We start from the raw sequence: 22,205 nt of genomic DNA on the forward strand, positions 1-22,205 counted from the left end.
GTCAGTGCTCTCCATTGTTCACGCGGTGAGTCGGGCCGCTGACGGGCAACGCCACGGCATCGAGACCCGCGGATGCCGGGAGGCTGATCATCCCGTATTCGGTGCCGATTCCGGTGAACGGGTCGTCGGTCAGGTCCAGATGTCCGTCCAGGTCCAAATGATCGGCAAGCCCGACCAGTTGCGCCATCGCGGTCACGCCGAGGGAGCTCTCCACCTTGCATCCGAGCATCACCTCGAGGCCGCAGCGGCGGGCGAGGGAGACCGTCTCGCGGGCGGCGAGGACCCCACCGCACTTGAGCAGCTTGACGTTGATGCCGCTCACCCGGCCCTGCAGCCGCAGGACGCTCTCGGGTCCGGTGCAGTCCTCGTCGGCGAAGACCGGCACCGGTGAGCGCTCGTGCACGTAGCCCAGGTTGTCCGGTGAGCCGGGCGGCACGGGCTGTTCGAGGAGTTCCACGCCATGCCGGTGCAGCTCCTCGGCGACCCGGAGTGCCCGGTCGGGCGACCAGGATCCGTTGCCGTCAGCCCGGATGCGTCCGCCGTAGACCGAGCGCAGCATGCCGGCCCGGCTGCCGTCGTCCTCGGGGGTGAGTGTGAGTTTGAGGATCGGCTGGTCCGCCAACGACTGCGCCCGTGCGATGAGTTCGTCGTCGGGGCATGCGCCGATCGACGCGGCGGGCGGCGCGGTCGGCAGCCCGGCAAGTCCGAGCAGCCGGTGCAGCGGCTGTCCGCAGGCCTTGCCGAGCAGGTCGTGCAGGGCCAGGTCGACGGCGGACCGGGCCGCGGGGCCGATGCCGGCCGGGGAAAGGCGGGCGAGTACCCCGTGCAGCTCGTAGGGCGATGCCCCGTCGAGCAGCGGGGCGCATGCACCGATCTCGGTCGGATCGGCGTCCCGCGCGGTGCCGTACCCGGTCAGGCCCTCCCAGGACAGCGTGACCATGCACTGGCGGACTTCGGTCACCACGCCGGTGTTGCCGGCGAAGGGCGCCCGCAGCGCGATCGTGGCCGTCTCCTGGGTGAGATTCATCGCAGTACTTCCTCGAACGCAGCGACCACATCCCACGCTTGACGGAACGTCAACGCACGGAAACCGTCGTGCTCCACCGGTGTCGCCGGGGCACGCAAGGCGGCGTCGGTGGGGATGCCGCTGGACTCCCGGAAGCGCTCGCGCACGTACGGCGAGAGGTGCTCCTGGTGGGTGACGAGCCAGCCGACGGTGGTGTCGTGGGTGTTGTCCGGCGCCGCGCGCACGGCCCGGAACAGGTCGGCGAGCAGGTCGACGTCGCCCTCCTCGGTGTCGGGCGGACAGAGCATGAAGATCTGGGCGGGCAACAGTGCGAAGCGCAGGGGGCGGATCTCGTCGAAGTGGCGTACGGGAGGCCCGGTGATCGCTCGCAGGGAACGAACCGTCGACTTGCGGGCCAGATATCCGCCGCGCCGCGGCGGGCAGCCGGCCATCGCCCGCGCGCCCCAGTGCAGGTGTGTGAGGAACGGGTCCTCGCCGGGAAGTATCGGATCGTCCGGCAGATGAGTGCCGAGCAGCCCGAACAGCACGCTGCTCAGCTGGATCGAGATCACCGGGAGCACCGGGGGGATGTCGTTCATCCGGGAGAAGTACCGACGTGGCTCGGTCAGCGCGTCGACGGTGAGCATGGCCGCCTCGGCGAACGCACGCGCGGAGGGATAGCGGTGGCCCTCGATCACCTAGCCACCGCCGTCCTGGCGTATCTCGCAGCGCCCCACCGAGCCGTCCGGCCGCACCGCGTGGCTGATCAGCTCCGCGAACGCCGCGCGCGGGTTCTGCCGTCCGCGGGCTTCTTCCGGCAACAGACAGAGCATGTCGGTGACCAGCGAGGCGTGATCGTTCAGCGAGTCCGCCCACTGCCGGAAGTGGTAGCCGGGCACCGTCGCCATCCGCCGCCGGTGGAGTTCGACGAGCGGGACCAGCTCGCCGTCCAGCTCCGTCAGGGTCAGGGCACAGAACAGCGGACGGCTGCGGTCCCGGCGTACGAAGGCCCGCCCGTCCCAGGTGTACAGGGGCAGGGTGGTCTGCCGGCCCCCGTCGACCAGGGAGCCCGGCAGGTAGACGTCGTCGCCGCCCTCGGTGTCGGCCTCGGTCCGGGTGAAACCGTAGACCAGGGGATAGCCGTAACCACCGGCGCACACCGCGGTGTTGAAGTCCATCGGGCCCGAGCGGCCCAGCGCGATGTCCTCCCAGTTGCCCAGGTGACCGGTTCGCGGGGGCAGCAGATCCTCGGTGTCCCGCGCCAGATCGAGGAGGCTGCCGACGGGGACGTCGAGCGGGCCGAAGTGGAGGGTGGCATAGGGCTTCTCGCCGGTGGCCAGGGCCGCCGTCCCGGTGGCGGACGGCGACAGGCCGAGGCGTGTGAGTACGGGCACGCTCACTCCGACTCCTGGGCTCACAGCCGGCCGAGGAGGCAGGGCAGGGTGCCACCGGCGAGGAGCACGTCCCATTCGCCCGCCGAGCTGACGTCCGCCGTCGCGGTGAAGGTGACCGCGCCCGCGGTGACCCGGACTGCCCCCGTCTCCCGCATCCCGTCGAGCGCCAGCTCGAACGACTCGTGCCCGGTGAGACCCAGGTTCGACCAGCTGCGGCCGGCGGGCAGCAGCAGGGGCAGGATGCCCATGGCGCACAGATTCGCCCGGTGGATGCGTTCGAAGCTCTCGGCGAGCACGGCGCGGACGCCCAGCAGCCAGGGGCCCTTCGCGGCCCAGTCGCGGGACGAGCCCATACCGTAGTTCCGGCCGGCCAGGACGACGAGCGAGGTGCCCGCGGCGGCGTAGCGCTCGGCGGCCTCGAACACCGGGCCCCGCTCACCCGTGGGCAGGTGCAGGGTGCTGCCGCCGCTGTCGCCGTCGCCCACGAGGCGGTTGAGCAGCCGCGGGTTGCTGAACGTGCCCCGGGCCATCACCTCGTGGTGCCCGCGGCGCGAACCGTAGGAGTTGAAGGCATGTACGCCCTTCCCTCGCAGCTGGACACCGGCGGGTGACTCCTCCGGAATGGCACCGACCGGGGAGATGTGGTCGGTGCTCACGTCGTCGCCGAGCGCGAGCAGGACACGGGCGCCGGTCACCGCTTCCGTGGGCCGCCGGGCGTCGACGTAGGCGGGGAAGCGAATGTAGGTGGAGTCCTCGTCCCAGGGGAACGTCTCCGTGTCCATGGGCGTGATCGTGTCCCAATCCGCCGGTGGCGCCTGGCTGCCAGAGAACTGCTCCGGGGAGAGGAACTCGGCTTCCAGGGAGTCGAGTTCGGAGGTCTGCGGCCAGAGGTCCCGCAGCATGACGGCAGTGCCTTCGCTGCCGGTCCCCAGAGGTTCGCTCTTCAGGTCGGCGCAGACATGTCCGACCAGGGCGAGTGCCACGACCATGGCCGGGGACGCCAGGTAGCCGGCGCGCACCTGCGGATGGATCCGGGACTCGAAGTTGCGGTTTCCGCTGAGCACCGCCGCCACCGTAGGGCCCTCCTCGGTGACGGTGTCACCGACCCCGGGGTTCAGCGGGCCGCCGCCGTTGGAGGTCATGCAGCCGTATCCGGCCACGTGGAAGCCGAGCTTCTCCAGGTACGGCATGAGGCCGGCGGCCTGGCGGTAGCGGGTCACGGCCCGGGACCCGGGGGAGAGGCTGGTCTTCACCCGATCGGGCTCCGGGAACGACGGCCTGCTGATCGGCTCGGACGACGCCGGCCGTACCGGGTCGCCCTGCCGCAGCGGCACGTCCAAGGACGTGGTGACCCTCGCCCTCACGGCGGACGCCGGCCACGGGTGGGCCGCCGGCGACGACGGCCTGATCCTCGTCTCCGCGGATGGCGGGCACAGCTGGGAGCCGCAACTCAACCGCGCCCACAAGGACTTGATGGCCGTCCATGGCGCGGGCGCCACCCGTACGGCCGTCGGCCAGGACGGCACCGTCCTCACCACCACCGACCACGGGGCCGTCTGGCGCACCGGCACGGGGACCGACGGCCTCCTGCTCTGGTCCGTCCACGTCCTCGAGGACGAACGGCATGCCTGGGCCGTGGGTGCCGGTGGCGCGGTGCTGGTGACGGACGACGGTGGTGCGAGTTGGCGGCGGTGCGAAGTGCCGGTCGAGGCCGATCTGTTCGGTGTGTGTCTGGGGCCGGGCGGGCGTGTGGGGTATGTGGTGGGTGCCGGTGGCGCGGTGCTGGTGACGGACGACGGTGGTGCGAGTTGGCGGCGGTGCAAAGTGCCGGTGGGCGCGGACCTGACGTACGTGCACGCCGTCGACGACGACACCGCGTGGGCCGTAGGACGGACCGGCACCCTGCTGGCCACCCGGGACGGCGGAGCCACCTGGTCACCGCGGGACGCCGGCACCGACGCGGCACTGTGGGCCGTCACCTTCACCTCGCAGGGGGACCGCGGCTGGGCAGTCGGAGACCTCGGCACCGTACTCGCCACCGACGACGGCGGACAGGTGTGGAAGCCCCAGGACAGCGGAACCTCCGGCAACCTCAAGAGCATCTGGGCGTCCCCCGACGGCAGCCGGGCGCACATCGTCGGCGACGGCAGCCTGGTGCTCGCCACTTCGGACGGCGGCGCCTCGTGGACGCAGCAGTCGCCGGCACCGGCAAGAACCTGTACGGCGTCCGCATCCTGACTGACACGGGGCAAGGCTGGGCGGTCGGTGACGGAGGGACAATCCTTGGTTCGCGCGGTCTCGGCCGGTGGGCCCCGCAGCCCAGCGGCACCACGGCGAACCTGTACACCCTCGCGGCCGCCTCCCCGAAGACGGCATGGACGGTCGGCCGGGGCGGCGTCGTCCTGGTCACGCATGACGCGGGCGCCTCCTGGCGGCCGCAGGCGAGCGGCACCGACAAGGACTTGCTCGCCGTCAGCCCGCGGACGAGGCCGCCGCCTGGGACGCCGGCGACCTCGGCACGATCATCGCCACCCGGGACGGCGGCACGACCTGGCGCACCCAGCCCACGCCTTGCGGCGACGTCCTGTGGGGCCTCGACTTCACGGACGCGCACACCGGTTGGGCCGTGGGCCTCGGCGGCACGATCCTGCACACCCTCGACGGCGGGGACACCTGGCAGACACAGGACGCGGGCACCGACGACGACCTGTTCGGGGTGTACGCCGCCGACGGTCAAACCTGCTGGGTGGTCGGCGACCGGGGCGCGGTTCTGCACACCCGCGACGGCGGCCACACCTGGGAGCGAAAGCCGACCGACACCCAACAGATGCTCCACGCCATCGCGTTCACGCCCGACGGAGGCACCGCCCTCGGCGTCGGCCGCAGCGACACCGTCCTCATCTCCCGGGACGGTGGCGCCACTTGGCGTACCGGCTTCACCGGCACCGGTATGTCGCTGTGGGCCGCGCAGCCGACCACGGCGCACCGGGCATGGATCGTCGGCGACGAGGGGACCGTGCTCTCGACTTCGGACGGCGGTGCGACCTGGGACCGCCATCCCTACAGTCCGGAGAAGGACGCAGTGATCTACTGGTAGCGCGCACGGACACCCGGAGAGAAGAACGCCCAACACAGGAGAAGCGTATGAGCAGCATCGCCGCATTCGCGAACATCCCCACCACGACGCTCGCCGACATCCTGGGCCACGAGCAGGTCATGGACATCAGCATCCGCCCGCTGTGGCCGTCGATGCCCCGTATCGCCGGCCCGGCCTTCACGGTGCAGTGCCCGCCCGGCGACAACCTCATGCTGCACGCGGCGATCCACCGGGCCGCGCCCGGCTCGGTCATCGTTGTGGAGTCCGGCGACGTGGACTTCGCGCTCGCCGGCGGCAACGTCTGCGCCGTCGCCCAGCGCCGCGGGGTCGTCGCGTTCGTCGCCGACGGAGTGATCCGCGACATCGACGAGGTGCGCGAGGCCCGCTTCCCCGTACACGCGCGCGGAGTTGTCCCCATCCCCGGGGCGAAGAAGGTTGTCCGGCCGCTGAACGAGCCGGTGCGCTGCGCCGGTGTCCGGGTCGAGGCCGGTGACGTCGTGGTCGCCGACGAGGAAGGCGTCGTCGTCGTACCCGCCGCACGCCAGGAGGAGGTGCTGCGCACGGCGGAGGCGAAGCTGGCCAAGGAGGCGGACGAGACCCTCGACGCCTGGGAGGAGGCGCACCGCACGCGCATCGACAAGATCCTTGCCGAGTCCGGCTTCGAGAGCTGATCGGCGGTCCTCCTCAGATGCTCAAGCGTGGCCTCTCGGCGCTCAAGGGCGCCGTCCCCGAACATCCCCCGGTCCGTACCTTCCTCGGAATCGTCCTGCTCCTCACTCTGGACAGGGACTGTGGATGGCGCTCAACGCCGTCTACGCGACCACCATTCTCGGCCTGTCCCCAGGCCAGTTCGGCGTGGGCGTGGGGATCGCCGCCGGTGTGGCGCTCGCGCTGAGCACTCCGGCCGGCCACCTCGCGGACCGGATCGGCCCGCGCCGCGTACAGATGTGGTCCCTGGTGGCCATGGCTCCGCTGTCGGCCGCGCTCCTGCTGGTATCCGGCTACTCCGCCTACCTGGTGGTGATCAGCGTCCAGGCGGTGGCCTACAGCACCAGCCGCAGCGCCCGCCTGGCGATGATCGCCGGGATCGCCCCACCCGACCAGCGGGTCGCCGTGCGGGCGTACGTGCGGACGGTGAGCAATGTCAGTGCGATAGCGGGGGCCGCCCTCGCGGGCGTACTGCTGACCGTGGGCAGCGAGACGGCTTACAGGTCGGCCGTGCTCGTCGTCGCGTTCGCCTATCTGGCGAGCGGACTGCTGACGCTGCGGCTGCCCGCCGTGTCCCCGCGGCCGGCCAAGCCCGGTCCGGCCCTCACCGTGCTTCGAGACCGTCCGTTCCTCGCCTTCGTGGTCCTGGACGGCCTGCTGTCGATGCACAATCTCCTGCGCGAGGTCGTCCTCCCGCTCTGGGTGCTGCACCGCACCGGAGCACCGCGCTGGGTCATCGCGGGCGTACTGCTTCTCGACACCGTGCTCGTGGTGGTGCTGCAGGTGCGGGCTTCGCGCGGCACCGACGAACCGGGCCCTGCGGCCCGCGCGGCGCGCGGCGGGGCCCTGTGCATCGCCGTGGCCTGCGTGGTCTTCTCCCTGACGGAGGGCGTCTCCGCCGTCACCGCCTCCGTGCTGCTGTTCCTGGGTGCGATCGCCCATGTGCTCGGCGAGGTGCGGCAGGCGGCGGGCAGTTGGGGCATCTCCTTCGGCCTCGCCCCGAGGACGCCCAGGGCCAGTACCAGGGCACCGCCTCCATGGGTGCCGACATCGGCAGAATGATCGCCCCCGCGGTGCTCACCTGGCTCGCGATCGAGTACGGCACCTTCGGATGGCTCGTCATGGCCGTCGGCTTCGCCGCGGTGGGAGCGGCGCTGCCACCCGTGGGCGATCACCCTCGGTTACTATGCTCACTTCATGCCGGAAGCTGGCAGCAAGGGGCGCGGCACCATCGACGGTCTGCTTGGGGAGCGGGGAGACCGGCCCGCCGGCCGAAACTCCCCAGATTCTCCCCAGCGCCGTTGACCCGTGATTCCTGCCTCTACGCCCCGGAGAAGTCGTCCATGGATTGTAAGGCTGAAGAGATGGGTGGCCTGGGAAAGTGCTGGAAGAGGTCGTAGCGACCCGCTACGTCACGCCTTTGCGTGAGGGCGGTTCGCTCCCGGGCATCGTCGAAGCCGACGATCTCGGCACGTACGTCATGAAGTTCACCGGGGCGGGCCAAGGGCGCAAGACCCTCGTCGCCGAGGTCATCTGCGGTCAAGTGGGGCGCCGGCTGGGGCTGCGTGTACCGGAGCTGGTGCAGATCTCGCTCGACCCGGTCATCGGGCTCTCCGAGCCCGATCAGGAGGTGCAGGAGCTGCTGAAGGCGAGCGGGGGACTCAACCTCGGCATGGACTTCCTTCCCGGCTCCATCGGCTTCGATCCGCTCGCGTACGAGGTGAGCCCCGAGGAGGCCGGCCGGGTCGTCTGGTTCGACGCCCTGATCAACAACGTCGACCGGTCCTGGCGCAACCCCAACATGCTGGTATGGCACGGGGACCTCTGGCTGATCGACCACGGTGCGACCATGATCTGGCACCACAACTGGCCGGGTGCGCACGCCTCCGCCGCCAAGCCCTACGACGCGTCCGACCACGCACTCGCGCCCTTCCGTCCCGACGTCACGGGCGCGGCCGCCCGGCTCGCCCCGCTCGTCACCGAGGAGCTGCTGACGCAGGCGGCAGCGGACGTTCCGGACGAGTGGCTGGTCGACGAGCCAGGCTTCGACTCCACCGATGCGCTCCGCCGCGCCTACGTGGAGGCCCTCCTGCGGCGCGCAGCCACCATCCACGAGCGGATCACGATGGACGCCCCCTCCGTGCCGCGGCCGTCGCAGGCCCCGGGGTGGCTGGCCGAGCGCCTCGCCCCCCGGCCGCACCCGACCCAGAAGAGCGTGAAGGGCGACGACCGGTGACCGATCACGACGTGCGACGAGACGTCTTCGAGTACGCGCTGCTGCGCGTCGTTCCGCGTGTCGAACGCGGTGAGTACGTCAACGCGGGCGTGGTGCTCTACTGCCGCGCCAGGTCCTTCGTTGCGGCACGTACGCACCTGGACGAGGCGAAGCTGCGGGCGTTGGACCCGCAGGCCGACGTCCTGGGAGTCCGCGCCGCGCTGCAGGCGGTGGAAGGCGTGTGCCGGGGCGGGCAGGACGCCGGCCAGGCGGCGCGCGACGACGCGGGACGACGGTTCCGCTGGCTCATCGCACCACGTTCCACCGTCGTCCAGCCCGGCCCGGTGCACACCGGTCTGACGGCCGATCCGGAAGCCGAGGTCGAGCGTCTGCTCGATGTGCTCGTGCGCTGATGGAGGGGCAGTGACCATGGGCACCCGGTGGGCCGTTGACACCGGGTGCCAGGGCTTCTAGCGTCTCGTCTGCTGAAGGTACTAAGCGGTCGCTCATCGATGGTCGTGCCGACGGACCGTACCGGGCCGACGGCGGGCCGCGGTGCCAGAGCGAGCCGTGTCCAAGGGATCCGAGGGCGAGGAGAAGCAACCATGTCCACCACCGAGCAGCGCGTCGCGATCGTGACGGGAGCGGCGCGAGGCATTGGCGCCGCCACCGCGGTGCGCCTGGCGGCCGAGGGCCGTGCCGTCGCCGTACTCGACCTCGACGAGGAGGCGTGCAAGGACACCGTCGAGAAGATCACCGCGGCCGGCGGGAAGGCCATCGCCGTCGGCTGTGACGTGTCGGACTCCGCCCGGGTCGACGCCGCCGTCGCCCGCGTGGCCGCCGAGCTCGGCGCACCGACGATCCTCGTCAACAACGCGGGTGTGCTGCGGGACAACCTGCTCTTCAAGATGAGCGAGTCCGACTGGGACACCGTGATGAACGTGCACCTCAAGGGTGCGTTCCTGATGGCCAAGGCGTGTCAGAAGCACATGGTGGACGCGGGCTTCGGCCGGATCGTCTCGCTGTCCTCCAGCTCCGCGCTGGGTAACCGGGGCCAGGCCAACTACTCGGCGGTCAAGGCGGGCCTCCAGGGTTTCACCAAGACGCTGGCCAAGGAGCTCGGCAAGTTCGGCGTCACGGCCAACGCGGTGGCGCCCGGCTTCATCGTCACGGACATGACCGCGCAGACGGCGGCCCGCGTCGGCATGGGCTTCGAGGAGTTCCAGACCGCCGCCGCCACCCAGATTCCGGTGCAGCGGGTCGGCCGGCCGGAGGACGTCGCCAACGCCATCGCCTTCTTCACCGGTGACGACGCGGGCTTCGTCTCCGGCCAGGTCATGTACGTGGCCGGCGGACCGCTCAACTGAACCGGAGGGTAGCGACATGACCGCACAGGAGCAGGAGCTCCCCCCGCTGTCCGGGAAGGTGGCCCTGGTGACGGGCGCCAGTCGCGGCATCGGCTACGGCGTCGCAGAGGCGTTCGTCGCCCGCGGTGACCGGGTCTGCATCACCGGTCGAGGCGAGGACGCGCTCAAGGAGGCCGTCGAGAGGCTCGGGGCGGACCGCGTGATCGCCGTCGCGGGCAAGGCGCACGACGAGGCGCACCAGGCGACGGCCGTGGAACGCACCATGGAGGCGTTCGGCCGCGTCGACTTCCTCGTCAACAACGCCGGCACCAACCCGGTGTTCGGGCCGATCGCGGAACTCGACCTCAACGTGGCCCGCAAGGTGTACGAGACCAATGTGATCTCGGCGCTCGGCTTCGCCCAGCAGACCTGGAAGGCCTGGCAGAAGGAGAACGGCGGGGCGATCGTGAACATCGCGTCGATCGCCGGGGTCTCCGCATCCCCCTTTATCGGGGCATACGGCATGAGCAAGGCGGCAATGGTCAATCTGACCCTCCAGTTGGCGCATGAATTCGCGCCGGCCGTGCGCGTCAACGCCATCGCCCCCGCGGTGATCAAGACGAAATTCGCGGAGGCGTTGTTCGAGGGGCGTGAAGCGGAGGCCGCGGCCGCCTATCCGCTGGGCCGGCTCGGTGTTCCTTCGGACATCGGCGGGGCTGCTGCCTTTCTCACTTCCGAGCAATCGGACTGGATCACGGGGCAGACACTCGTCGTCGATGGCGGTATTTTCCTCAATGCCGGAGTCCACTGATCCGGTTTGTGCCTGATTGGGCCGACATCACAGCAAGTGCCTCGCTGGACCTCCCCATCGGTCCGGCGAGGTGCTGCGGTATGGTTCGCCGACCCATGGCTGAACGAGGAGCGTGCACGTGTTCAACCGGACGATGCTGCAGGCGGCTGCAGCCCTTGCGTCCATATCCCTGGTGGCGGGATGCGGCCTGTTTTCGGACGATGACGCCGATGGGGCGCAGCAGATAGTCGTCGGCACGACGAGTGCGCCCAGCACACTCGATCCTGCCGCTTCGTGGGACGGCTCCTGGGAGTTGTTCCGGAACGTCTTCCAGACGTTGCTGAGCTTCCCGACCGGAAGCACCACCCCGCAGCCCGATGCGGCGGAGAAGTGCAAGTTCACCAGCCCGGCGAACACGGCATTCCAGTGCACGCTGCGCGAAGGCCTCAAGTTCTCCAACGGTCACGTGCTCGACGCGGCCGCGGTCAAGCACTCGATCGACCGCATCAAGAAGATCGACGTCACCGGTGGCCCCAACGGGCTCCTCGGCTCGCTCCGCAGCATCGACACGGACGGGAAGCTGACGGTCACCTTCCGGCTCACCAAGCCGGACGCGACGTTCCCGTTCATCCTCGCCACCCCGGCGATGTCGCTCGTCGATCCCGCGGAGTACCCGGAGGACAAGCTCCGCGAGGACGGCAAGCTCACCGGCTCCGGCCCCTACGTCCTGGCGTCGTACGAGGACGGCGCGAGCGCGGAGCTGAAGAAGAACAAGACGTACAACGGCTTCGCCGACCGCAAGAACGACGGCGTCACCATCCGCTACTTCAAGGACTCCGAAGCGATGGTGTCCGCGCTCAAGCGCAAGGACATCGACGCCACGTACCGCGGTCTCACGGCGGAGGAGGTCGTCGAAATCCAGGACAAGAAGAAGGACAGCGACGGTCTCCAGGTCGTGGAGACGACGGGTGCGGACATCCGCTACCTGGTCTTCAACCCCAAGGACCCGTCCGTCCGCAAGCTCCCGGTCCGCGAGGCGATCGCCCAGGTCGTCGACCGCGGCGCGCTCGTCGACAAGGTGTACCGCGGTACGGCCGAGCCGCTCTACTCGATGGTCCCCAAGGGCATCGCCGGTCACACCACCAGCTTCTACGACAAGTACGGCGAGCCGAACGCCGACAAGGCCCGCGACATCCTCAGGGACGCCGGCGTCGACACTCCGGTCCCGCTCACCCTCTGGTTCACCACCGACCGTTACGGATCGGCGACCGCGCCGGAATTCGCCGAGCTCAAGCGACAGCTCGAGTCGTCCGGCCTGTTCAAGGTCACGCTCCACAGCAAGCCGTGGAAGCAGTTCCAGGAGGGGTACAAGAACGGCGAGTACCCGGCCTTCGGCCGAGGGTGGTTCCCCGACTTCCCCGACCCGGACAACTTCATCGCGCCGTTCATCGGCAAGGAGAACGTGCTGGGAACGCCGTACGAGAGCAAGGAGATCACCCAGCAGCTGCTGCCCGAGACCCGGAAGCAGAGCAACCGCGGGGCGGTGTCCCAGCTCTTCGAGCGGGCGCAGAAGATCCTCGTGGACGACGTCCGGCTGCTGCCGCTGTGGCAGGGGAAGACCTATGTGGCGGCGGGCGAGGACATCGCCGGTGGTGAGCGGGCCCTGGACCCGCAGACGGTCATGCAGATGTGGGAACTGCGCCGCCAGACCAGCTGGTAGGCGCGTCGGTGGGAACGGCCTCCGTCCGGGTGCTCCGGCGCGCGGGAGCGGTTGTCAGTGGCCGCAGGTAGGTTCTGTGGTCGAGAACTGATCGCACACCGGAGGTTGTTGACGTGACCGACACCGACATGCTGCCCGAGTCCTGGCGCGGCGTCCTCGGCGAGGAGCTCCAGAAGCCGTACTTCAAGGAGCTCGTGGAGTTCGTCGAGGACGAGCGCGCCAGGGGGCCGGTGTACCCGCCGCGCGAAGAGGTCTTCGCGGCGCTGGACGCCACGCCCTTCGACCGGGTGAAGGTGCTGATCCTCGGCCAGGATCCGTACCACGGCGAAGGCCAGGGGCACGGACTCTGCTTCTCGGTGCGCCCGGGCGTCAAGACCCCGCCCTCCCTGCGGAACATCTACAAGGAGATGCAGGAGGAGCTGGGGCACCCGGTGCCGGACAACGGCTATCTGATTCCCTGGGCCGAGCAGGGGGTCCTGCTGCTCAACGCCGTGCTGACGGTGCGGTCCGGTGAGGCCAACTCCCACAAGGGCAAGGGATGGGAGAAGTTCACCGACGCGGTGATCACCGCAGTGTCCTCCCGGCCCGATCCGGCGGTCTTCGTGCTCTGGGGCAACTACGCGCAGAAGAAGCTGCCGCTGATCGACGAGGAGCGGCACGTGGTGGTGAAGGGTGCGCACCCCTCGCCGCTGTCCGCGAAGAAGTTCTTCGGCTCCCGGCCCTTCACCCGGATAAACGAGGCGGTGGCGGCCCAGGGCCACGATCCGATCGACTGGCGCATCCCCGACCTCGGCTGACGGTTCGCGCACCTGGCTGACAGGCTCGGGACCCGCCCGAGCCTGTACCGCATTCACCGATGGCTGCGGCTAGCGTCGGCACGACCCGTGTCGAGCGCTGGAGGACCGCAGTGGAGCAGCAGCAGGGGGCATCGGAGGTAGCCGTGACGACGAGGATCGGCCAGGCGATCATGCTGCTCCACGGAGGCGACCGAGAGGAGGCGGGCAACCGCTTCAGGGAGCTCTGGACGCAGATCGGTGAGAACGGCGACCCGGTGCACCGGTGCACCCTCGCCCACTACCTGGCGGACACCCAGGACGATCCCGGTGACGAGCTGGCCTGGGACCTGCGAGCGCTGTCGGCAGCGGAAACGCTGACGAACGGTGACCGGGCCCCGCGCGAGTCGCTGGCCGCGGTCCGCGGCCTGTACCCCGCCCTGCATCTGAGCCTGGCCGTGGACTATCTCAAGCTCCATCACCCGCAGGCCGCACGGATCCACCTGGAGCGGGCGCGGGAGGCGGTGGAGGTGCTGGCGGACGACGGCTACGGAGCCGGTGTCCGCGCGGAGATCGACCGGCTGGAGCGGCGGCTCGCACAGGAGTGAGCGGATGCGGTCGTGCATCGCCGCCGCCGATCGCCCCTCCGGTGCGCTCGCGCAACCGGCCCGCCCCTCCGCCGTGGGGCGGGTCAGTCCGGCGTCACGGAGCGGGCCTTCGGCGTGCGGAGGCCGTTCCCGAGCATGCCGGAGAGCAGTTCGGAGAACCCCGTGCGCAGTTCCGCCCGGGTCAGGGCCCGAGCGTGGTAGGTCCCCGCCACGCACGAGAACATGAGCCCCTCGCACCAGGCGATCAGGGAGAGCGCGTGCCGCTCCGGTTCGGTCGAACCGGCCCCCGCCATCAAGGCCACCAGCGGTTCGCGGAACACCCTGCCCGCCGTGTCGTAGAAGTCCCGCAGCTCGGGCCTGCGGGTGGCCTCCAGCGCCAGCTCGTACCGGGAGACGAGCAGCGGCCGGTGGTCGGTGAGGTAGCGGTGGAGCGCCAGCGAGAGGGCTTCGACCAGGACCTCCGTGCCGCCCCGGGGATCGGGCATCTCGTCGGGCGTGAGGACGCGTGCCTCGCGTTCGGCCTGGCGGTGCACCGCGGTCTCGAGCAGGGCCAGCCGGGTACGCGCGTGGTTGGACGTGGAGCCCTGGGGGAGCCCGGCCCGCTCGTCGACCGCGCGGTGCGTCAGTCCCCGCATCCCGCGCTCCGCGAGCAGGTCCAGGGCGGCGTCGGCGATCAGCTCGGCGCGGGAGGCGGTGCGGGATCCCGGGCCGTCGGTGCGTGCGGTCATGGGGACAACCTACCGCCGGCACTACAGCTGTAGTACGGTCACGGTGTCACTACAGATGTAGTTCCAGGGAGGGGTTCGCTCATGAACGGACACCGCGGTCGTCGGGCCGTCGTCGTCGGCGGCGGGATCGGCGGGCTCACCGCCGCCGTCGCCCTCCACCAACAGGGCTGGGACGCCACCGTCCTGGAGCGTGCCACCGGCCTCAGCCCGGTCGGCGCCGGCATCAGTCTCGCCCCCAACTCCCAGCGCGCCCTCGACACCATCGGCCTCGGCGACCGGATCAGGAGCCTCGCGGCCTGGCAGGGCGAGGGCGGGCTGCGCACCCCCGACGGCCGCTGGCTCAACCGGATGGACAGCACGGTCACGTCCGAGCGCTACGGCGGCCCCCTGGTGCTGCTCCACCGGGCGACCCTCGTCGACATCCTGGTCGACCGTCTGCCCGGCACAGCCGTACGCACCGGCTCCCCGGCCACCCTCGTGGACGCGGGCGACGCCGAACGCCCCGCCGTCGTGGGCACCCCCGACGGGCCACTCGAAGCCGACCTCGTCGTCGGTGCCGACGGCATCCACTCCGCAGTGCGCCGAGCACTGTTCCCCGGCCACCCGGGGCCCCGCTACTCCGGATTCACCACCTGGCGCACGGTGGTCCCCGCACCGGACCGACCCTTCACCCCGCACGAGACCTGGGGACGGGGTCGCCTCTGGGGTACCCAGCCGCTCAGGGACGGCCGCGTCTACGCCTACGCGGCGGCCTGCGCGCCGGCGGGCGCGCAGGCACGCGACGGTGAGCGGGCCGCACTGGTGCGCCTCTTCGGAGACTGGCACGACCCGGTGCCCGCGGTCCTCGCCGCCGCCGAGGGCCGAGTCGTGCGCCACGACGTGCACCACATGGCCGACCCGCTGCCGGCCTACCACCAAGGCCGGGTCGCCCTCCTCGGCGACGCGGCCCACGCCATGCAGCCCACCCTCGGCCAGGGCGGCAACCAGGCCATCGAAGACGCCGTCGTACTCGTCCACCACATAGGGCAGGCACCCGGAGCCGCCGTGGACGGTCTCGCCGCGTACACCGCGGACCGGTTGCCGCGCACCATGGCGGTCGTCCGTCGGGCCACCAGGACCGGGCAGCTGGCCATGCTGCGCAGCGCTCCGGCCGTGGCGCTGCGCAACCGGCTCATCGCCGCCGCATCCCGGCTCGGGCCCGGCGTGGTCCTGCGCGGCATGGACGGAATCGCGGACTGGCGGCCGCCCGGGCCCACGTATGCTGCCGGCACGGCGGCGGCGCAGGGTACGGCGCCATGACGGCACAGGGAGGCCCTCGTGAAGGTCGGCTGCATCGGGCTCGGTGACATCGCGCAGAAGGCCTACCTGCCCGTCCTCACCACCCGACCGGGGGTGGAGCTGCACCTGCACACCCGGACGACCGCCACGCTGGACCGCATCGCCGCGGCCCACCACATCCCGGCGGACCGCTGCCACACCACCCTGGACTCCCTGCTCGCCCGGCAGCTCGACGCCGCCTTCGTGCACGCCCCCACCTCCGTCCACCCCGAGATCGTCGCCCGGCTGCTCGCCGCCGGCGTGCCGACGTACGTCGACAAACCGCTCGCCTACCGGCTCGCCGACTCGGAGCAGTTGGTGGAGCAGTCGGAACGGACGGGGACCAGCCTCGCCGTGGGTTTCAACCGCCGCTACGCGCCCGGTTACGCCCACTGCCTGGACCACCCGCGCGAGCTCATCCTGATGCGGAAGAACCGGGTGGGCCTGCCGGAGGATCCCCGCACACTGGTGCTCGACGACTTCATCCACGTCGTCGACACCCTGCGCTTCCTGCTACCGGGGCCGGTCGAGCACACGGACGTGCGCGCCCGCATCCGTGACGGGCTCATGCACCACGTCGTGCTCCAGCTCTCGGGCGACGGCTTCACCGCGATCGGCGTGATGAACCGGTTGAGCGGCTCCACCGAGGAGATCCTCGAAGTGGCCGGACAGGACACCAAACGGGAGGTGCTCAACCTCGCGGAGGTCATCGACCACAAGGGGCAGCCCACGGTGCGGCGGCGCGGCGACTGGGTGCCGGTGGCACGCCAGCGCGGCATCGAGCAGGCCACGCTCGCCTTCCTGGACGCGGTGCGCGTGGGGAAGTTCCTCAGCGCCCGGGACGCACTGCTGACCCACGAGTTGTGCGAGCGGGTGGTGCGGGAGGCGTCGGAGCAGGCCGCCTGACGTACCGGACGCCGCAGACCGCGCAGAGGGCCGCGAGCAACGCCACCGCCCCGTACACCGGCCAGTCGCCGAACCGGACGTAGAGCGTGGAGCCCTCGGTGAGTGGGACCTCGTACACGGCCGCGGTGCTCTCGTCGGTGCCGAGGCGGGCCCCGATCGGCCGGCCGTCGGGGCCGTACACCGCGCTCACTCCGGTGAGGGTGGCGTGCACGGTGGGCCGGCCGGTCTCCGCCGCCCGCAGCGCCGCCAGTGAGGCGTGCTGTGCCGGTGCCCAACTGCCCTGGAACGTCGACGTCGCGGACTGGACGACGAGCAGCCGGGCACCGTCGCGGGCGAGCCGGCGGCTCATGTCGGGGAACGCCGACTCGAAGCACACCAACGGACCCACCCGCAGCCCCGGGCGCCCCTGCCCGCCGGGTACGGACATGACCACCTGGCGGTCGCCGCGCATCCGGTTCTCGCCCGCGGCCTTGCCCACGGAGGTCGCCCAGCCGAGTAGCGCACGCGCCGGGACGTACTCGCCGAAGGGAACCAGGCGCATCTTGTCGTACCGATCGCCGGTCGGACCGCCCGGACCCACCAGCACGCTGCTCTTGTAGATCCCGCTCGTCGTCTCCCGGCCACCCGGGCGGTCCTTCCGTCGCGCATCCACGTTGACGAGCACGTCGGCTCCCACGGCACGCGACAGCGCCGCGAGCCGTGCCGCGAGATCGGGCCGTGCCGAAAGGTCCGCCCCGACGCTGCTCTCGCCCCACACCACCAGGTCGGGGCGCGCCCCGACCAACTCCCGGGTCAGCTGCTCCCCCCGGGAGAAGCGCCGTTCCGCTCCGCCGACGCCGTCGATCACGCCCGGCTGGACGACGGCGACGCGCACCACCCGGTCCGTTCGCCCGGGACGGGGCGCCCACAGCCACACCGAGCCCACGGCGACCGCGCACAGGACCGTCCCGGCCGTGGCCGGGACGCGCGCCGCGGGAACCGACACCAGCACGGCGACCGCCGTGTTCACCGCGACCACCAGCAGGCTCACCAGCCAAACGCCGCCGACCGAGGCGACCCGCAGGGCAGCCGGGACCTGCCACTGGCTCGCTCCGAGCAGCCCCCACGGTCCGCCCAACGCCTCCCAGGACCTGACGAGCTCCACCACCAGCCAGCCCGACGGGACGACGACGAGCGCGGCCGACGCACGGGCCGCCGACGGCGATCCACCGAGCAGCCGGCGCACAAGCCACCCCCACGGTGCCCAGAGCACGCCGAGCAGTGCCGCGAGCAGAACGATGAACACGTGCAGGTTCGGCACCAGCCAGTGGTGCATGGCGATCATGAAGCCGATGCCGCCGAGCCATCCGTCCAGTGCGGCGCGGCGGCCGGTCGGAGCCGCCCGGACCAGCAGCAGCCACGGCACGAGCGCCACGTACGCCAGCCACCACAGCCCGGGCGCCGGGAACGCGAGCGCGGGTAGTGCGCCCGCAACCACCGCGGCCGCGCCGCGCCACCAGGGCGACGCCGACAGCCGCGTCAGCTGCTCCCGCCGCCCGCCCGGAACCCGCATGCCGCGCCTCCCCGAGAGCAGTGTCTTCCTCCAGTGTGGAGCAGCCTTCCCGGCCGCGACGGATCAGCCGTCGGCCAGCCGTCGCTCAGCCGGCGGCGGGGACGGGGAACGCCGCGTGCCGCCACTTCTCCCGCACGGTCACCGAGCGCAGCCGCCAGCCACCGTCCGTGCGGGTCAGGGCGAAGGCGTACCGGCCGCCGGCGACGAATTCCTCGCCCGACCCCAGCCGCATCGGATTCAGGTAGTCGGCCTGGACGTCCGCCCGGTCGCCGGGATAGCCGCCCAGGTCCTCCAGGTGCACCCGGCGGTTGACGATGAGGTGCTGCCGGACGGGGAAGAGCCGCATCGTCTCCGCCAGCCAGCCGGCGACCTGGTCCGCCGGACCCTCGATACCCCCCGCGCTGCGGTAGTCGGCGCGGCCGTCCTGGGCGAAGAGGGCCCGGTAGCCGGACCAGTCGGCATCGTCCACGGCCGTCGCGTACCCGGTGACCACGTCATCGATGGCCAACCGGTCCATCACCGTCGCGAGATCCACGCGCTGCGTCATCGGCCAAGTGTGGGGCAGCCGACGCGCCGCGCCAAGGGGCCGTGCACCGTCAGCGCCGGGTCCGGGCGGCGGGCTCCCCGCGGCGGACCGCACCGGGCGCCCGGGCGACGGGGTAGTCGGCGTGCGCGGACGAACTCAGCTGCCAGGGCACGCTGATGACCACGACCCCTGGGGAGAACAGCAGACGGCTCTTCAGCCACAGCGCCGACTGGTTGTGCAGGAGGTTCTCCCACCAGTGGCCGACGACGTATTCGGGGATGAACACGGCGACGACGTCCCGTGGGCTCTCGCGCCGGATGGAGCGGACGTACCCCAGCACCGAGCTGGCGATCTCCCGGTAGGGGGAGTCCAGTACCTTGAGCGGCACGTCGATGCCGTACTCCTCCCAGCGCCGTTCCAGGTCGGCCGCCGCGTCCCGGTCCACGGCGACGGTGAGTGCCTCCAGCCGGTCGGTGCGGAAGGCGCGTGCGTACGCCAGGGCCCGCAGGGTGGGTTTGTGCAGCGTGGAGACGAGGACGAGCGCCAGGACCCTGGGGGGCGGGGCCAGTTCGCGCCGGGCATCGTCCACTGCGAGCTCGGCCGCGATGGCGTCGTAGTGGCGGCGGACACCACGCATCATCACCCAGAGGACGACGGCCGCGAGCACGGCCAGCCAGGCGCCCTGGGTGAACTTGGTCAGGAGCACGACGATCAGCACCAGACAGGTCGTCAGCGCCCCGGTCGCGTTGATGATCCGGGCGGTGTGGTGGCGCCTGCGCACGGCCGGGTCCCGCTCGGTTCTGAGCTCTCGGTTCCAGTGCCTGACCATGCCCGTCTGGGAAAGGGTGAAGGACGTGAACACGCCCAGGATGTACAAGTGGATGAGACTGGTGACGTTCGCCTTGTACGCCCACAGCAGCAGCCCTGCCACGACCGCCAGGGCCAGGATGCCGTTGGAGAATGCCAACCGGTCCCCGCGGTTGTGCAGTTGCCGGGGCAGGTAACGGTTCTGCGCGAGGATCGACGCGAGCAGGGGGAAGCCGTTGAACGCGGTGTTCGCCGCGAGGATCAGCACGAGCGCCGTGGCGGCCTGGACGTAGTAGAAGCCGATGCTGTGCTCGCCGCCGAAGACCGAGGCCGCGAGTTGTGCGATGACCGTGCGCTGCGTGTAGCCCTGGCAGTCCGGCAGGCCCGTGAGGCGGCAGGCGTCGTCGGTGATGTGCACCTTCGCCACGATCGCGAGGGCGGTGACGCCGACGAACATCGTCACGGCGATGACGCCCATCACCGTCATGGTGGTGGCCGCGTTCCGCGGTTTCGGCTTGCGGAAGGCGGGCACCCCGTTGGAGATCGCCTCCACCCCCGTCAGTGCCGTGCACCCGCTCGAGAAGGCGCGGAGGACGAGCATCACCAGGGCCAGGCCCACGAGGTTCGCGTCGGCGGGGTCGGGCTCGATGCCGTACCGGGCGGTCGCGGCGACCGGGGGGTTTCCGAGCAGGTAGCCGATCAGACCCGCGGCGACCATGATCAGCACACCCGCGACGAAGAGGTACGTGGGGGCGGCGAACGCCCGCCCGGACTCGCGTACTCCGCGCAGGTTCATCGCCGTGAGCAGCGCGACGAACAGCAGCGCCATGAACACGCGGTAGCCGGCGAGCCCGGGCAGCGCCGAGATGATGTTGTCCACACCGGAGGCCACCGACACCGCTACCGTCATCACGTAGTCGACCAGCAGGGCTGCGGCCACCACCAGCCCCGCGGAGGGGCCCAGGTTGGTGGAGGCGACCTCGTACGAACCGCCGCCGCTCGGATAGGCGTGCACCACCTGGCGGTACGAGAGCACCACGACGGTCATCAACGCCACGACCGCGCCTGCGATCCACGGGGTGAAATGCAGGTAGGCCAGTCCGCCGAGGGTGAGCACCAGCAGGATCTCCTGCGTGGCGTAGGCAACGGAGGAGAGCGGGTCGGAGGCGAAGATGGGCAGGGCCAGTCGCTTCGGCAGCAGGGTCTCGCCCAGCTCATCGCTGCGCAGGGCACGGCCGATGACCAGCCGCTTCAGGACAGCCGTGACGTTGAACACGGCGTGAGCGTATGTGCGGCACCGGCATCGGCCCGGCCCCGCCGCGCCGATCCTGCGCAGACCGGGGCGGGACCGGAACGGCGGTGGGGAGGCGCACCGTGGGGCGTCGAGCACGCGCCCGGGCGTGCCCCGGCCACGACGGCGACGACGTCCCGACCGTCATCAGCGCGCGCCCGCCCGGCGCCAGCTGCTCCACGAGGGCCGTCGGTGCGCGGCGGACGGCGAAGGAGACGAAGATCCGGTCGTACGGGCCCCGTCGGGCCAGCCTGGACCCGAGAAGGTGCGCTCTGACCAGCAGAGATAGCGAACTGGAACTGGAAGAACTAGAAAAATCGACGCGCCGTCACAAAGGATCGAGGTTGAAGTCCTCTCAGATAGCCACGAAATTGACCAGCGGAGTGTTCGCGGAGGGGCCGACCAAAGTCCAGAAGCGATCCACGATGCCTTCAACGTATCGATCCCGGGCTCGCAGCATTTCGTTCTCCTTGACCTTGTCGACCCGTGCTTGCACAAAGCCGACCATCTGTGCTGGGCTCAGCGCCGCCAGTTCGTCCGCCATGCGGTGCAGCGCTTGGTTCACCCGATGGTGCGGAATCTCGGTCAACTCGGCGAGAGGAGCGACTTGCGGCTGCAGGCGGACCTGGACGGCGCTGAGGAGACGCTCGCGCAATTCCGGACCCCGTCCCGTGGCCACCACCAATTCGCACGCCGACAGTTGAAGAATTGTCACCAGTGCCCAGGTCTGCCGTTTACTTCCCTCCCACCGTTGTTGCACCTCCTGGATTGCATAGGTGTTCAGAGCCATCCCGATTCTGGAGGACAACTGTTCCTGGCTCAGCCTCCGGTTCAGGCGGAGCTCACGCAGCGTCGAGGGAGAGCGCCCTATGAGCACGGACAGGTCACACCACAAGGCATCGGCCAGCGCCACGAGTTGTGCTTCTGTGGGCACGGACCGGCCCTGTTCCCACATCTCCACCCATTGACCGAGAACGCGCACGCCGCAGGCCGCCATTGCTTCCGCCACCTGCTGTTGCTGGAACCCCAGAGCGATCCTCGCCGCTCTGGCGGCCGAAGGGGAGAACGGAGGAGGTCCCATCGTCGATGTCTTACGGTTCCTCATATCATCCAGCCTTACTGTGCGTGAGTCCGACGGATGGACGCGTCGTCGCCATGGCGAGTCAAGGAGAGACGGCATAGGCAAGCGACTGGAGCGGCCATGGTGGAAACAGGAGATCTCCGTGGAGGAGCCTGGATGTCGCATATCATCACGGTGACCCGGACGACGCCAATGCGCGAGGTGTACAAATGGCTTCGGCATTCCGTGGCCGTCCGTCGAATTCTCTCCACATGTATTGTGCCGCTGCCGGAATCGCACCAGGTCGGTGCCCGGCTGCCGCGGCGGTAGTTCCACGGGCGGGAGGGGGCAGACCGAGTAG

The 22,205-nt window shown here is 70.6% G+C and carries 21 protein-coding genes and 1 pseudogene; 13 read left to right on the top strand and 9 right to left on the bottom strand.

The features are described from left to right. Position 1: 1 nt before the first annotated feature. From ACFXOM_RS32975 to ACFXOM_RS32985, 3 genes and pseudogenes are all read right to left on the bottom strand, one after another. Positions 2-1,027: an enolase C-terminal domain-like protein gene (locus ACFXOM_RS32975; RefSeq protein ID WP_385040960.1), complete on the bottom strand. Its 1,026-nt coding sequence runs from the start codon at positions 1,025-1,027 to the stop codon at positions 2-4. Continuing rightward, positions 1,024-2,475, bottom strand: a pseudogene (locus ACFXOM_RS32980) (DUF6025 family protein). The gene ACFXOM_RS32975 and the pseudogene ACFXOM_RS32980 overlap by 4 nt, the downstream one beginning before the upstream one ends. Beyond that, complete coding sequence (locus tag ACFXOM_RS32985) at positions 2,421-3,734, bottom strand: aconitase family protein (protein WP_385041048.1); 1,314 nt, start codon at positions 3,732-3,734, stop codon at positions 2,421-2,423. The pseudogene ACFXOM_RS32980 and the gene ACFXOM_RS32985 overlap by 55 nt, the downstream one beginning before the upstream one ends. Positions 3,735-3,747: 13 nt before the next feature. Between ACFXOM_RS32985 and ACFXOM_RS32990 the strand changes: the two genes are divergently transcribed. The 11 genes from ACFXOM_RS32990 (at position 3,748) to ACFXOM_RS33040 (ending at position 13,657) form a co-directional block, all read left to right on the top strand. After that, the gene (locus tag ACFXOM_RS32990; RefSeq protein ID WP_385040961.1) at positions 3,748-4,638 is read left to right on the top strand and encodes a WD40/YVTN/BNR-like repeat-containing protein; all 891 of its coding nucleotides are present in this window, start codon (positions 3,748-3,750) and stop codon (positions 4,636-4,638) included. A gap of 286 nt (positions 4,639-4,924) precedes the next feature. After that, the gene (locus tag ACFXOM_RS32995; RefSeq protein WP_384939652.1) at positions 4,925-5,497 is read left to right on the top strand and encodes a WD40/YVTN/BNR-like repeat-containing protein; all 573 of its coding nucleotides are present in this window, start codon (positions 4,925-4,927) and stop codon (positions 5,495-5,497) included. A gap of 47 nt (positions 5,498-5,544) precedes the next feature. After that, positions 5,545-6,168 (top strand): RraA family protein, encoded by a 624-nt coding sequence (locus tag ACFXOM_RS33000; protein WP_384939550.1) that lies wholly within the window; start codon positions 5,545-5,547, stop codon positions 6,166-6,168. Between the two features lie 124 nt (positions 6,169-6,292). Further along, positions 6,293-7,267 (top strand): MFS transporter, encoded by a 975-nt coding sequence (locus ACFXOM_RS33005; protein WP_384939552.1) that lies wholly within the window; start codon positions 6,293-6,295, stop codon positions 7,265-7,267. Between the two features lie 319 nt (positions 7,268-7,586). Next, the gene (locus tag ACFXOM_RS33010) at positions 7,587-8,441 is read left to right on the top strand and encodes a HipA family kinase (protein WP_385040964.1); all 855 of its coding nucleotides are present in this window, start codon (positions 7,587-7,589) and stop codon (positions 8,439-8,441) included. Beyond that, positions 8,438-8,833 carry a DUF3037 domain-containing protein gene (locus tag ACFXOM_RS33015; RefSeq protein WP_384939556.1) on the top strand — a complete coding sequence of 132 codons (396 nt, stop codon included), beginning with the start codon at positions 8,438-8,440 and terminating at the stop codon, positions 8,831-8,833. The genes ACFXOM_RS33010 and ACFXOM_RS33015 overlap by 4 nt, the downstream gene beginning before the upstream one ends. Positions 8,834-9,025: 192 nt before the next feature. Then, entirely contained in the window at positions 9,026-9,787 is a 762-nt protein-coding gene (gene fabG / locus ACFXOM_RS33020) for a 3-oxoacyl-ACP reductase FabG (RefSeq protein ID WP_384939558.1), read from the top strand. A gap of 16 nt (positions 9,788-9,803) precedes the next feature. Next, a complete protein-coding gene (locus tag ACFXOM_RS33025; RefSeq protein ID WP_384939560.1) occupies positions 9,804-10,577 on the top strand; it encodes an SDR family oxidoreductase in 774 nt (257 codons plus the stop codon). 118 nt (positions 10,578-10,695) lie between these two features. Beyond that, on the top strand, positions 10,696-12,276 hold the full coding sequence (locus ACFXOM_RS33030) for an ABC transporter substrate-binding protein (protein ID WP_384947930.1): 1,581 nt from the start codon (positions 10,696-10,698) through the stop codon (positions 12,274-12,276). 113 nt (positions 12,277-12,389) lie between these two features. Next, the gene (ung, locus tag ACFXOM_RS33035) at positions 12,390-13,073 is read left to right on the top strand and encodes a uracil-DNA glycosylase (RefSeq protein WP_385040967.1); all 684 of its coding nucleotides are present in this window, start codon (positions 12,390-12,392) and stop codon (positions 13,071-13,073) included. Positions 13,074-13,132: 59 nt separating this feature from the next. Then, positions 13,133-13,657 (top strand): hypothetical protein, encoded by a 525-nt coding sequence (locus ACFXOM_RS33040; RefSeq protein WP_384947933.1) that lies wholly within the window; start codon positions 13,133-13,135, stop codon positions 13,655-13,657. An 83-nt stretch (positions 13,658-13,740) separates the two neighbouring features. Here the strand turns inward: ACFXOM_RS33040 and ACFXOM_RS33045 are convergent, their stop codons facing one another. Continuing rightward, on the bottom strand, positions 13,741-14,385 hold the full coding sequence (locus tag ACFXOM_RS33045; protein WP_384939568.1) for a TetR/AcrR family transcriptional regulator: 645 nt from the start codon (positions 14,383-14,385) through the stop codon (positions 13,741-13,743). An 81-nt stretch (positions 14,386-14,466) separates the two neighbouring features. Between ACFXOM_RS33045 and ACFXOM_RS33050 the strand changes: the two genes are divergently transcribed. Both ACFXOM_RS33050 and ACFXOM_RS33055 read left to right on the top strand, forming a co-directional pair. Next, positions 14,467-15,684, top strand: coding sequence for an FAD-dependent monooxygenase (locus tag ACFXOM_RS33050; protein WP_384939570.1), 1,218 nt, complete (start codon positions 14,467-14,469; stop codon positions 15,682-15,684). Positions 15,685-15,702: 18 nt separating this feature from the next. Continuing rightward, positions 15,703-16,608, top strand: coding sequence for a Gfo/Idh/MocA family protein (locus ACFXOM_RS33055; protein WP_384939572.1), 906 nt, complete (start codon positions 15,703-15,705; stop codon positions 16,606-16,608). Here the strand turns inward: ACFXOM_RS33055 and lnt are convergent. From lnt to ACFXOM_RS33080, 5 genes are all read right to left on the bottom strand, one after another. Beyond that, the gene (lnt, locus tag ACFXOM_RS33060; protein ID WP_385040970.1) at positions 16,532-18,160 is read right to left on the bottom strand and encodes an apolipoprotein N-acyltransferase; all 1,629 of its coding nucleotides are present in this window, start codon (positions 18,158-18,160) and stop codon (positions 16,532-16,534) included. The two genes, ACFXOM_RS33055 and lnt, sit on opposite strands and share 77 nt — an antisense overlap. A gap of 85 nt (positions 18,161-18,245) precedes the next feature. Then, positions 18,246-18,707, bottom strand: coding sequence for a nuclear transport factor 2 family protein (locus tag ACFXOM_RS33065; RefSeq protein ID WP_385040973.1), 462 nt, complete (start codon positions 18,705-18,707; stop codon positions 18,246-18,248). 49 nt (positions 18,708-18,756) lie between these two features. Then, on the bottom strand, positions 18,757-20,769 hold the full coding sequence (locus tag ACFXOM_RS33070) for an APC family permease (protein ID WP_385040976.1): 2,013 nt from the start codon (positions 20,767-20,769) through the stop codon (positions 18,757-18,759). Further along, positions 20,708-21,067: a hypothetical protein gene (locus tag ACFXOM_RS33075; protein ID WP_385041051.1), complete on the bottom strand. Its 360-nt coding sequence runs from the start codon at positions 21,065-21,067 to the stop codon at positions 20,708-20,710. The genes ACFXOM_RS33070 and ACFXOM_RS33075 overlap by 62 nt, the downstream gene beginning before the upstream one ends. 72 nt (positions 21,068-21,139) lie before the next feature. Beyond that, positions 21,140-21,793 carry a transcriptional regulator gene (locus ACFXOM_RS33080; protein WP_385040979.1) on the bottom strand — a complete coding sequence of 218 codons (654 nt, stop codon included), beginning with the start codon at positions 21,791-21,793 and terminating at the stop codon, positions 21,140-21,142. Positions 21,794-22,205: the final 412 nt, after the last annotated feature.

The sequence above is a fragment of the Streptomyces sp. NPDC059169 genome (genome assembly GCF_042755225.1).
Taxonomy (GTDB): Bacteria; Actinomycetota; Actinomycetes; order Streptomycetales; family Streptomycetaceae; genus Streptomyces.

Bases quoted from the DNA above. Each gene is read 5' to 3' on its own strand.
- ACFXOM_RS33025 (WP_384939560.1), top strand. From the start codon at position 9,804: ATGACCGCACAGGAGCAGGAGCTCCCCCCGCTGTCCGGGAAGGTGGCC.
- ACFXOM_RS33050 (WP_384939570.1), top strand. From the start codon at position 14,467: ATGAACGGACACCGCGGTCGTCGGGCCGTCGTCGTCGGCGGCGGGATC.
- fabG (WP_384939558.1), top strand. From the start codon at position 9,026: ATGTCCACCACCGAGCAGCGCGTCGCGATCGTGACGGGAGCGGCGCGA.
- ACFXOM_RS33045 (WP_384939568.1), bottom strand. From the start codon at position 14,385: ATGACCGCACGCACCGACGGCCCGGGATCCCGCACCGCCTCCCGCGCC.
- lnt (WP_385040970.1), bottom strand. From the start codon at position 18,160: ATGCGGGTTCCGGGCGGGCGGCGGGAGCAGCTGACGCGGCTGTCGGCG.
- ACFXOM_RS32975 (WP_385040960.1), bottom strand. From the start codon at position 1,027: ATGAATCTCACCCAGGAGACGGCCACGATCGCGCTGCGGGCGCCCTTC.
- ACFXOM_RS33005 (WP_384939552.1), top strand. From the start codon at position 6,293: ATGGCGCTCAACGCCGTCTACGCGACCACCATTCTCGGCCTGTCCCCA.
- ACFXOM_RS33065 (WP_385040973.1), bottom strand. From the start codon at position 18,707: ATGACGCAGCGCGTGGATCTCGCGACGGTGATGGACCGGTTGGCCATC.
- ACFXOM_RS33040 (WP_384947933.1), top strand. From the start codon at position 13,133: ATGGCTGCGGCTAGCGTCGGCACGACCCGTGTCGAGCGCTGGAGGACC.
- ACFXOM_RS33000 (WP_384939550.1), top strand. From the start codon at position 5,545: ATGAGCAGCATCGCCGCATTCGCGAACATCCCCACCACGACGCTCGCC.